This is a genomic window from Acinetobacter junii CIP 64.5, assembly GCF_000368765.1.
GTDB lineage: Bacteria > Pseudomonadota > Gammaproteobacteria > Pseudomonadales > Moraxellaceae > Acinetobacter > Acinetobacter junii.
In genome coordinates this window covers 1,814,359-1,825,888 of the sequence record NZ_KB849655.1, presented here as the reverse complement: position 1 = coordinate 1,825,888, position 11,530 = coordinate 1,814,359, and the positions used below count along the sequence as shown (strand labels likewise).

Here is an 11,530-nt window from a genome sequence, read left to right as displayed (position 1 = left end):
TATTTATCCTTATTCGTGAATAACGTTATGGCTCATCATCTTCACTGAGTAAATCGTGGTATAGGGGGAAACGTAACTTTAAATCCTCATCAAGTTCATCAGATGACTTCTTTCGCTTTGGCATAGGAATGACATTGCTCTGAGCATCTTGTGTGATTTCGGGCTTCATAACACTTGTCGCAGTATCAATAACACTGGAAGTCGTACCCTTCAATTTAGAACGTTCAAGCTCTTTTTCATGGCTTCGATTACTTCTGATCTCAGAGATTCGACTTTTCTGGCTTTGAGTGGACAATGGTGTTTCGCTACTGGCTTGTTGAATAATATCCATGATTTTTTGTTCTAGCTCAGATTGAGCTAAGTTGTTTTTTATGTCTTGTTTTTCAAAAGTTTTTTTCTGAACACTATTAATTTGCCAAACTTCCCAAAAACTATAGCCTCTAAATTCACGGGAATAGTCGGAAATCGTTGCCTCCCAATATTTCAGACTACTTTGTTCATAGAAAACATAAATTTTTTCTGCATTACTTGGATCATAGGCAGCATATAAAAACTTGGGTCGATTTATTGTATTTTGGCGGTGTAGCCAACCCTTTTCATATAATTCTGGGCAGGTATAAGTCACACCAAAAAGTTTCAAACCTCGGTTCGACAAAGTTACCTTTTCTCTAGGCAATAATGCGACGTAAACAGCCTGATCGGAAGCTGTTCGTAGTTTCCCCGTACGATGCTGTATTCCCCAGTTCCATAACGCCATTGGGACGGCTGGTAGGTCATGTGGTAAATCGATATCACGATCATAATTGTTGATTTGATGAAATTGGTTATATTTCAGAACTGATAAAAGAATAATTTTAGTGAATTCATCTAGATTAAGTGTTGCATCTAAACGGTAGTCCTTTCCACCTCGTTTCTTTGTGATCACATCTTGAACCACTCCTTTTGCAAAGGGTTTAAATTCAGCTTGTATTAATTTGAATCTGCTTTCAACAATTGGTTTTAGATCACCACGATAGGGTGGTGCATTCTCAAGCCTGATCGAAAAACTTTTTTCTAAATTCTCAACTTGATGACCAAATAACTCGGCTCGGTCAGCCAAAATCGCATCAGGCAAGCCGATACAAGGCCAGTTTTCATAAGTAATATCTATTCCATACTTTTTGCATAAAGCGACTTTATCTGTAAAAGCGCAATAAAGAGCTTGTATACTTGTTTTATAAGAAGCATTTTCTAAGCCAATATATAAGCCAGTAACCATACGACTAAAGACATCAATGACGAAGTAAATTGTTGGTCGGCCAATTATTCGGCTTCGATCAAGATTAGAAACTAAATAGATATCAGCAATCGTGGCGTCTATTTCATACCGTGAACCAGGGCCAAGAACTTGTGTATTTACAGTAGAATGGAGCTGGCGTAAGTCTTTAGAGTACTCAATGTCGTTTGATCGCTTCTGTAAACGAGCTACTTGATTGTATTCTCGGTGATAAAAATACTGAAATTGGCGTAATGTAGGATATTCATTTTCAGGGATATCTGGGTAAAGTGTGCGATATAGCTTTTGAAATTCTCGATTGGCATATTTTAAAGAATGCTTCTTATTTGATAATAAATATTTGCTAATCGTGAGATGAAACAGACGTTCAATCTCTTGTGTAATAATAGCTCCAGTACCTTCTTTGTGAGTGCGCTTTCTTCCTAATTTTTGACTTGCAACTTTTTTGCTTCCTTTTGCACCAGAGTTTTGGTAGTTAGGGATTAAGGCATTTGGTGTCTGTCCTCTTTGCCAGTATTGTCTAAGCAAGCGGTATATTGTCTGTTTAGTAGATTTTTTATTATTTATAATTTCATTAATTAGTGAAGATCGGATACTGGGAATATAAAACTGTTCATTATCCACTATGGCTTTGATTAAATTATAATTTTCATCTCTTTTTAGCTGAGAAGTAGAACCTTTTTCGGGCTGGATGAGGGCAATTTCTTGGAATGGATCTTCAATTCGAAATACCTCAAAAGATTCAATGGCATGAAATAATTCCGTTTTGCTGATGATTTCAGGAAGTGCTTTCACATCATTGATATCAATCCAAACAATATGTTCAGATAAAATTTTGAGGATTCTGATCGAGAGATCCTGATACTGATATACATCATTGATTCGCAGCATAACGAACCTCCTCCCAAGTCGTTAGATTGCCTAATTGAATATTGGGTGGGACTAAATCTTTGTAATTTAATTTTAGGTCGAATTTAAAATAACGTTGAGCAAAAAGTACACGTAATTCTGATAGAGATGTACCTATCTCAAGGTCATAAGATGAATCAATTTTTTTTGCTAAGTTAATCAAGGATAAATTTGGATATTTATGGAACTGTTTTACATAGAATTCAATTTGATCATACAGATTGATGTGATCATTATCTCTAATGGCAGGATATAACCATTTAATGTTGTCAAAAACCACTTTAGGAATTTCTTGTTCAGTGATGATTTGCCAAGGGATTTCTTTGCTTTGCCAATAACGTCGTTCGATTTCTAGTTTCTCAATTGTACGGATATCTTCAAGATCTTTCTGGTATTTAGCTTGTATGCTAAATCGAGGATTCATAGCGTCGGAACTAAATACATAAAAATCTGTACTCATTATCTGCTTAATGCCTCTAACGGCAGGGTGTGGAATACAAGTTAAATGGGCGATTTCTTCAGTCTGTTCTATTCGGAGAGGGAATTGTTCTCGTATATCTTGAATCAGAGGATTCCATTCTAAAATTAAGAAAATAGCGAGCTCTAAGTCTGAGAGTAGATGGTGTGTCCGCTTTGTTTTATGGCCATAAACTCGATGAGAACGACCAAGTGATGATAGATCACGAACAGTCAACCACGGTTTATATGATGATAACTCACCATCACCTCGGCCATCTTTGATCCATTTCTGTTGTTGTTGGACTGAGAGCATAAAAAAACACCTGTTGTGTTCATCTGAAATGAGCATAACAGGTGTTCATAAAACAAACAATCTAGTATGATACTTTTTTGTTTAGTATGACACTTTATTGTTTGGTGTGAGGCTTTATTGTCTACTTACAGGCGAACCTTTCTTCCATTTTTTTATTATTCGACCGTTACGCTTTTTGCAAGGTTACGTGGCTGATCCACATCAGTACCACGCAATACAGCGACATGATATGACAGAAGCTGTACAGGGATACTGTAAACAAGAGGTGCTAACCATTCATTGACTGCTGGGATATGAACCACGTGTTGGCGATCTTTTTCTTGGATTCCGCTATTTTCATCAGCAAAAACAAAAAGCTCGCCGCCACGCGCTTGTACTTCTTCCATATTCGATTTTAATTTATCGAGCATGTCATCATTTGGTGCCAAAATTACCACAGGCATTTCATTGTCAACTAATGCCAATGGACCATGTTTGAGTTCACCTGCCGCATAACCTTCAGCATGAATATATGAAATTTCTTTGAGCTTCAAAGCACCTTCTAGTGCGATTGGGAAGTGTGTTCCACGACCAAGGAATAAACAGTGGTTCTTTTCTACAAATAACGCAGACAAACGAAGAATCGAAGTATTGTGCTGCAAAGTATCTAGAATTACTTTCGGGCAATGCCATAAAGCTTCAGTAATTTCTGTTAACTGGGCATCAGAGAGACGTTGCTTCACTTGACCGATTTTTAGAATCAGTAACATTAATGCAGCAAGTTGCGTGGTAAATGCTTTAGTTGAAGCAACACCAATTTCAGGGCCAGCAAGAGTGAGCAAATGATGATCAGTTTCGCGAACCATCGATGATGTCGCAACGTTACAAATCGTCATCGTGCTAATGTCAATCGTATTGGCTTTAGCGCGTTTTTGGGTTTCACGTAAGGCTGCTAGGGTATCTGCCGTTTCACCAGATTGAGAAATACAGATGTACAGCGTATTTGCCACAATCACAGGCGTACGATAGCGGAACTCGCTGGCAATTTCGACTTGGCAAGGTACGCCGATTAATTGTTCAAACCAATATTTTGCAATCATACCTGCGTGATAGCTGGTTCCACAGGCAATAATTTGTACCTGTTGGATTTTAGCAAAATCAGCATTAGCATATTGAAGAAAATCTTCACGCAAATAATTGCCATTTAGAGCTTGAGAAATGGTTTGCTGGATCGCTTCTGGCTGCTCATAAATTTCTTTGAGCATGAAGTGCTTATATTCACCTTTAGATGCGTTGCTAACCGTAGCATCCAGTTCTTTCACTGGACGTTGAACAGCTTCACCTTGCGCAAAAACTTCAATGCTCGTACGAGTTAAGCGAGCAATATCGCCTTCTTCTAGATAAACAAAGCGATTCGTGACTGGAAGTAGAGCCAATTGATCTGAACTGATAAAGTTTTCACCGATACCTACACCAATCACGAGAGGAGAACCTTCACGGACAGTGATTAATTCATCTGGATGTTCAGTATGAATAATTCCAAGAGCGTAAGCACCTTTCAGTTGTGGAATAACTTTTTGTACGGCTTCAAGTAAGCTATCAGTATGTTTTAATGCGTCATGTACGAGATGAGCAACAACTTCGGTATCTGTTTGAGAGGTAAATACATAACCTAAGGTTTGTAGATCGTCTTTTAATTCTTGGTAATTTTCAATAATACCGTTATGTACGACAGCGACATTTCCAGAAACGTGTGGATGTGCATTATTTTCAGTTGGTTTACCATGAGTTGCCCAACGTGTGTGTGCAATTCCGATATTACCCATTAAATGTTGGTCTGAAACAGCTTCGGCAAGATTAGCTACTTTTCCTACGCGACGCTCACGTAGAATTTTTTGATTATTGAGTAATGCTAAGCCAGCAGAGTCGTAACCACGATACTCAAGACGCTTGAGTCCTTCGATCAAAATATCAGTTACACAACGCTGAGCAACGCCTCCAACAATACCACACATAATTTTATCCTCTTATTTTTTCAGCTTTTGGGGACGTTGATAATTTGCTTTTTCAAACTGTTTAGATCGTTCGACAGCCAAACTATGGTCAGTCACATCTCGTGTTAAGGTTGAACCAGCGCCAGTTGTAGCACCAGTACCGATTTTGATCGGAGCAACCAGTGAATTATTGGTGCCAATAAATACATGATCTTCAATAATAGTTCTATGCTTATTTGCGCCATCATAGTTACAAGTAATCGTACCTGCACCGATATTACAATCCGCACCAATATCAGCATCACCAAGATAAGTGAAATGATTGGCTTTAGAACCTACACCAATATTAGAATTTTTAACTTCTACGAAGTTACCGATATGCACATCATTTGCAAGATTTGCGCCTGGACGTAAACGAGCAAAAGGACCAATTTGAGTATTTTCGCCTACTACTGCATTTTCAAAAATACTATAAGCCTGAACTTTAGTGCCTGCTGCGATACGCGTGTTCTTTAGGATACAACCTGCACCAAGTTGTACGTTATCACCGAGCTCACAGTGACCTTCAATAATAACATTCACATCGATTTGAACATCTTGCCCACATTTTAATGTGCCACGTAGATCAAAACGATTTGGATCAATTAAGTGAACGCCTTGTTGCATTAATTCTTTGGCTTGTTGCTGTTGAAATTGACGTTCCAACGTAGCGAGTTGTAGACGATCATTTACGCCTTCAACTTCAAATGCCAGTTCAGGTTGAATGGAAGCGATTTCTAGACCATCTGCAACCGCCATCGCTACGATATCGGTAAGATAATATTCACCTTGTGCGTTGTTATTCGACAGCTTTGGTAGCCATTGGTGTAATTTTGCATTGCTAACGCAGTAGATACCTGTATTGATCTCTTGGATCTGACGTTGTTCTTCATTGGCATCTTTATGCTCAACAATGGCTTGAACTTTTCCAGCCTGACGAACGATACGACCATAGCCCGTTGGATTTTCGACATCGAGTGTGATCATCCCAATACCAGACTGGCTAGATGCCTCTAGTAATTGTTCAAGAGTACTGAGTCGAACTAAAGGCACATCACCATATAAAATGAGTGAGATACCATCTTGCGGTAAAACGGGTAAGGTCATCTGTACAGCATGACCAGTACCTAATTGCTCAGCTTGTTCAACCCATTCAATCTGTTCTTGTGCAAAGCTTTGTTTAACAAGTTCACCGCCATGCCCATAAATGGTAATAATATTTTGGGCGTTGAGTTTTTTTGCGGTTTCAATGACGTGTCCCAAAAGTGGACGACCTGCAAGTGGTTGTAATACTTTAGGAAGCTTTGAACGCATTCGCGTTCCTTTCCCTGCAGCTAGAATAATGACGGTTGTTGACATAATTAACCCTAATATTGATGTGTTAGGTCAAAAAATAAAATTGAATAAGAAAAATACACAATGCAGCCCAAAGTCCTGCAATCAGGTCATCAAGCATAATACCAAAGCCGCCAGAAACTTTTTGGTCAGCCCAATTAATTGGAAATGGTTTCCATATGTCGAATATACGGAATAAGATAAAACCTGCAATGACCCATAACCAATTCATTTGCTGTAAGTAAAGCAGAGGTAAAAAGGTAATCGATTGTCCCGCAAATTCATCCCAAACGATACGACCATCATCATGGACATTAATCACTTTGGCAGTGTGACCACAAATATAAATGCCTGCAATCGACATGAGTAGGATTGCAAAAACACTGGCATTGAAGCCAAGTATTAGCCACAGGGGGACGAAAAGAAGAGCAAACGCTGACCCAAAAGTACCAGGGGCTTTGGGACTGAGACCAGAGCCAAATCCTACACCGCAGAACACAATAAAGCGGTCAAACCAAGTCATTTGGCTAAAGTGAATAGGGGGTTTATGCAAAGTGTTGATATCCATGAACATGTAATGGGTAAACTTCGCCCATATACTTAAATAACAATCCAGTTTGTTGGGTAATTTCGCCGATTATTGTAAACGGTACATCAGATTGATGTCGCGATAGTTCTTCGAATTTTTGCGGTGATATTGTAAAGCATAATTCGTAGTCATCCCCACCAGCGAGCGCATATTGCCAAGCTTGTTGTTGGTCTAATGCTTTTAGTGCTGAATCTATTGGCAAACGATCTAAAAATAAGGTCGCACCCACGCTAGAAGCTTTCAGAATATGTCCTAAGTCTTGTGCTAAACCATCCGAGACATCGATCATACTGGTCGCTCGACCTTTCAGTCGCTGACCTAACTGACAACGTGGTGTTGGATAATCTAAACGTTGTTGTAGTGCATGACCTAAATGGTGCAGTCCATACGCAGCATCACCAACTTGCCCACTCACGCATATATAGTCACCGATTTGCGCACCAGCTCGCGTAATTGCTTGTCCTTGTTCGATCCAACCTAGCGCTGTCACTGTAATCGTTAATTGGGAGCTTTGCGTAGTATCTCCACCGATTAATGCAACATTGAATTGGTCACAACATTCAAAGAGTCCTCGACTGAATTCAGCCAACCATGCCTCATCTACACTTGGTAAACTGAGTGCAAGCAAGATGCTGTGTGGTTGAGCTCCCATTGCCGCGATATCTGATAAATTCACGGCTACACTTTTCCAACCCACAGCATGTGCTGAGGTGTCTAAAGGGAAATGGCGACCAGCGACTAGAGTGTCTGTGCAAATGACGAGTTGTTGCGAGGAAGGAGGGGTGAGGATGGCTGAGTCATCACCAATACCTAAACTGACATCCTGATGAGATGCTCGTTTAAAGTAACGGTCAATAATTGAAAACTCAGCCATGAAACATCAAGCCTATTATTTCGCTTGTTGTTTTTCGGCTTCACGAAGCTTTGAAGAAAGACGATCTAATACACCATTGATGTATTTATGACTGTCTGCACCACCAAAGTGTTTTGCTAGCTCAATTGCTTCATCAAGTACAACGCGATAAGGAACTTCGAGATGATCTCGTAATTCATAAGCGCCCAATCGTAAGGTTGCAAGTTCTACACCATCAAGTGCAGATAGCTCACGGTCAAGTACAGGAATGAGTAACTCATCTAAAGCTTCATGTTGAGCAACCACTTGAGTGAGTAATTCATGGTAGTAGTTGAGGTCAACCTTGTGCATGGCATTTTCAACACGTGTACGTGCTTCAATTTCATGAACAGGATTTTGACTCATTTGCCATTCATAAATCCCTTGTACAGCAAAACGACGTGCTTTGCGTTTCGCTGCATAAGCGGCCTGAAGTGTTTGCGACATGCTTTAAATTGCCTTTAATAAGTTAACCATTTCGATAGCAGTAAGTGCAGCTTCGCTACCTTTATTACCTGCTTTCGTACCTGAACGTTCAATCGCTTGTTCGATGCTATCGGTAGTTAAAACACCGTTGATCACAGGCATTGTGCTTTCAAGTGCTACAACACCTAGACCTTTAGCACATTCACCAGCAACGAAGTCAAAGTGAGGTGTGCTACCACGAATTACTGCACCTAAAGCAATGATGGCATCAAATTTGTTTGAAGCCGCTAATTTCTTCGCAACGATCGGCAGCTCCCATGCACCTGGTGCATGAATCACGGTGATCGCATCTTCTGCAACGCCGTGACGTTTTAATGTGTCGATCGCACCTTCAAGTAAATGTTCTACAACGAAGCTGTTGAAACGACCAACTAAGATCGCATAACGACCTTCGCTTGCGAGATGTAATAAACCTTCAATTCGGCGAATTGCCATAGCAACCTCGATTATTTTGCTGTGATTTGATCGGCAGTGATGTATTCCACCACCTCTAAATGAAATCCTGATAAAGCATTGAAACGAAGCGGAGAACTCAACAACTTCATTTTCTCAACACCAAGATCACGTAAAATTTGTGCACCGACACCAATTGTTTGATATTGCTGCGATAGCGCTGCATTTGATTTCAGTGGCTTTGGTTGGTTCAAATGATGAATGGCATGACCTAAATCTTCCAAGTGATCTTGTCCAATCCAAACCAATACACCACGGTCACTTGCAGCAATCGTTTTCATTGCAAGATCAAGATTCCATGCTGGAGAACCATCAGCTTTATTGAGCTTTAAAAGATCACGAACAGGATTGAATCCATGAACACGAACAGTGGTCACACCTTCTTTCGGCTCACCTTTTACCAAAGCTAAATGAATGTCTGGGTTACCGATTTCACGGTATTTATAAAGATCAAAAGTCCCGTATTCAGTTTGAATGGTTTCTTGAGATAAGCGTTCAACAGTTTGCTCGTTGGTCATGCGGTAGTGAATTAAATCCGCAATCGTACCGATCTTGAGACCATGCTTTTCTGCAAATACTTCTAAATCAGGACGGCGCGCCATAGTGCCATCTTCATTGATAATTTCACAGATGACCGAAGCAGGCTCTAAACCTGCTAAGCGTGTTAAGTCACATCCAGCTTCGGTATGACCTGCGCGGTGTAAGACACCACCTGGTTGAGCCATTAATGGAAAAATATGACCAGGTTGAACAATATCGCTTGGTTTAGCGTGGGCAGCTACAGCTGTGCGAATGGTATGAGCACGTTCTGCTGCTGAGATGCCTGTGCTGATGCCTTCGGCTGCTTCGATTGAAAGGGTGAAGTTCGTGGCATGTTGAGCGCCGTTTTGATCAACCATAAGCGGAAGGTTGAGTTGCTTACAACGTTCGCGGCTTAATGTCAGACAGACCAAACCACGTGCATGCGTAATCATGAAGTTAATGTCTTCAGGACGAACATGGGTAGCAGCGATGACTAAGTCACCTTCATTTTCTCGATCTTCGTCATCCATGAGGATAACCATTTTGCCTGCACGAATATCTGCGACAAGTTCTTCAACACGACTCAGCGGCATTCGCTTTCACCTTTTAAGCAGCCTTTTAAGGCATTAGTATTCGATAAATTTGGCATAGTTTACCGCATTTTAAAACTTTTCGCCTGTGCTTCTTATCGCACGTGGCGAATTTATACATCACGCTGAGTCAACGCTTTTATTGATCTAAATATTTGGTTTTGATTCAGAATATAATATTTTGTTTTTTCTAAAAATTTCATTATTTTACAATAATTTTTTAACTCAAGCTGCGCTGAATCGATTTAAGAAAATAGTTTGAGTGTGTTGATGATTTAGGCAAATCAAGCACTTTTTGATGGAATGAACTTTATCATTATTCAAATAATAACCCCATTCTATACTTAAAAAATGGGGATATTTTATCGAGGTGAATTACGAAAGGCTGGATGATTCAGATGAGACTTTTGCCTTTTTACCCATTAAAATTTCAGTGCGCAGATTTTGAGCTAAAGTTGCACACTCCTCATTCATACCATTAATCATAAATGCATGACGTGTCATGATGTTGCTTGGGTTAGGCATAGCAACTAATTCATAGCTATGTTGAATCGCTTTTAATTGCTCGAGATTCAAATGCAAGGCAGCTTCTTTTGCATGTAAATGTTGAGTTAGGCGTTTCGAAGCTTCAATTGCGTCGAGCTGCATGGCATCTACAGGGCTAGCAACAGAACCACGCGTTTGCAAGGCAAAGCGTTTGTCTTCGCGATAACGTTTATACAGTACTTCTGCGAGCAGTTGGAAAACAGCACCAATCATCATAAGACATTCTAAAGCATGTGTTTGATCTGACTGAGTACTTAAGGTTGCCCCTTCAGCATTAAACTCTTGTTCAACACAAATTTTAGATGGATCAATTTGATAATGTTTAGCACATAGATCGATACTTTTATCCAAAAATAACTGACAAAGCTTAAAGTAAGGCAATGAAACGGATTGGTTAACACTATTTAAGAGTTGTTTTGGATCATAAAACTGGATGTTAAGCGCCAATGTATGCTGATCAACTGGAGGTGTTTCAGTGCTGACTTTCTCAACTCGAGTTTTGGGTTGTACTTTTGCTTGTTGTTGTGCTTGAGCGACCAAAGTAACGGTATTTTGTTTTTCTAATGCCAAAGCTTGAGTTAAACGTTGAATTTCATGCTTGAGATGATTTTCTTGATTGATACGAGCAAGATATTCGGTTCGCGTTGGGCGTGCAATAGCACGGTAGCCTAACCAAATTAATCCATGAATCAAGAGAGACAATAGAATCGCTAACCACTGTGTGCGTAAAATTTCACCAATACTTGGTTGTATCAGCGTTATTTCGACTGTTCCCACTTTCTTTTCATTCTGTAAGGCATCACGGACAAATACTTCGCCTTGACGAGTTTTAGCCATACCGCTAGTTGCTAACACTTGTTTGTTGGCATCCAAGATGCGGATTGAGGCAACACTTGGATTGGTCGCATAGCGATTAGCAACCAACGCTAAAGAAACAGTATTGGCGGGTTCCATTTCAGAAAGAGTATCTGCCACTAACTGACTGGTCATCAGTTGTCCTTGGCTGGCGCGGTTTTCATTGAGTTGATGAGTCGTTGCAATCACCAATAAAAAGGTATGCAAGGCAAAACTAACGATCAGTAGGCTAGCAAATAGCCCTTGGCGAGGCGCATTCAAGTTAAACTTCCAAGGCAAATAGATTCATGGGT

10 protein-coding genes are annotated in these 11,530 nt (G+C 40.1%); all 10 read right to left on the bottom strand.

The genetic code is table 11. From position 1 onward, the window contains the following. Nucleotides 1–25: 25 nt before the first annotated feature. The 10 genes from F948_RS14250 to F948_RS14205 all read right to left on the bottom strand — a co-directional run bounded on the left by F948_RS14250 (nucleotide 26) and on the right by F948_RS14205 (nucleotide 11,516). Nucleotides 26–2,167, bottom strand: a complete 2,142-nt coding sequence (locus F948_RS14250) for a Mu transposase C-terminal domain-containing protein (RefSeq protein WP_004965071.1) — start codon at nucleotides 2,165–2,167, stop codon at nucleotides 26–28. Continuing rightward, nucleotides 2,151–2,957 (bottom strand): heteromeric transposase endonuclease subunit TnsA, encoded by an 807-nt coding sequence (locus F948_RS14245; RefSeq protein ID WP_004965069.1) that lies wholly within the window; start codon nucleotides 2,955–2,957, stop codon nucleotides 2,151–2,153. Before F948_RS14245 ends, F948_RS14250 begins: the two co-directional genes overlap by 17 nt. Nucleotides 2,958–3,112: 155 nt before the next feature. After that, nucleotides 3,113–4,951 carry a glutamine--fructose-6-phosphate transaminase (isomerizing) gene (gene glmS / locus F948_RS14240; protein WP_004965066.1) on the bottom strand — a complete coding sequence of 613 codons (1,839 nt, stop codon included), beginning with the start codon at nucleotides 4,949–4,951 and terminating at the stop codon, nucleotides 3,113–3,115. A gap of 12 nt (nucleotides 4,952–4,963) precedes the next feature. Further along, on the bottom strand, nucleotides 4,964–6,328 hold the full coding sequence (gene glmU / locus F948_RS14235) for a bifunctional UDP-N-acetylglucosamine diphosphorylase/glucosamine-1-phosphate N-acetyltransferase GlmU (protein WP_004965064.1): 1,365 nt from the start codon (nucleotides 6,326–6,328) through the stop codon (nucleotides 4,964–4,966). 22 nt (nucleotides 6,329–6,350) lie between these two features. Next, nucleotides 6,351–6,872, bottom strand: coding sequence for a phosphatidylglycerophosphatase A family protein (locus F948_RS14230; RefSeq protein WP_004965062.1), 522 nt, complete (start codon nucleotides 6,870–6,872; stop codon nucleotides 6,351–6,353). Next, complete coding sequence (gene thiL, locus F948_RS14225; RefSeq protein ID WP_004965060.1) at nucleotides 6,850–7,767, bottom strand: thiamine-phosphate kinase; 918 nt, start codon at nucleotides 7,765–7,767, stop codon at nucleotides 6,850–6,852. Before thiL ends, F948_RS14230 begins: the two co-directional genes overlap by 23 nt. Before the next feature lie 15 nt (nucleotides 7,768–7,782). Next, complete coding sequence (gene nusB, locus F948_RS14220) at nucleotides 7,783–8,232, bottom strand: transcription antitermination factor NusB (RefSeq protein ID WP_004679125.1); 450 nt, start codon at nucleotides 8,230–8,232, stop codon at nucleotides 7,783–7,785. Nucleotides 8,233–8,235: 3 nt separating this feature from the next. Beyond that, nucleotides 8,236–8,706: a 6,7-dimethyl-8-ribityllumazine synthase gene (gene ribH, locus F948_RS14215; RefSeq protein WP_004637206.1), complete on the bottom strand. Its 471-nt coding sequence runs from the start codon at nucleotides 8,704–8,706 to the stop codon at nucleotides 8,236–8,238. 11 nt (nucleotides 8,707–8,717) lie between these two features. Then, nucleotides 8,718–9,839: a bifunctional 3,4-dihydroxy-2-butanone-4-phosphate synthase/GTP cyclohydrolase II gene (gene ribBA / locus F948_RS14210; RefSeq protein WP_004951142.1), complete on the bottom strand. Its 1,122-nt coding sequence runs from the start codon at nucleotides 9,837–9,839 to the stop codon at nucleotides 8,718–8,720. Between the two features lie 372 nt (nucleotides 9,840–10,211). Next, nucleotides 10,212–11,516 (bottom strand): DUF4175 domain-containing protein, encoded by a 1,305-nt coding sequence (locus F948_RS14205; RefSeq protein WP_167543096.1) that lies wholly within the window; start codon nucleotides 11,514–11,516, stop codon nucleotides 10,212–10,214. Nucleotides 11,517–11,530 lie beyond the last annotated feature (14 nt).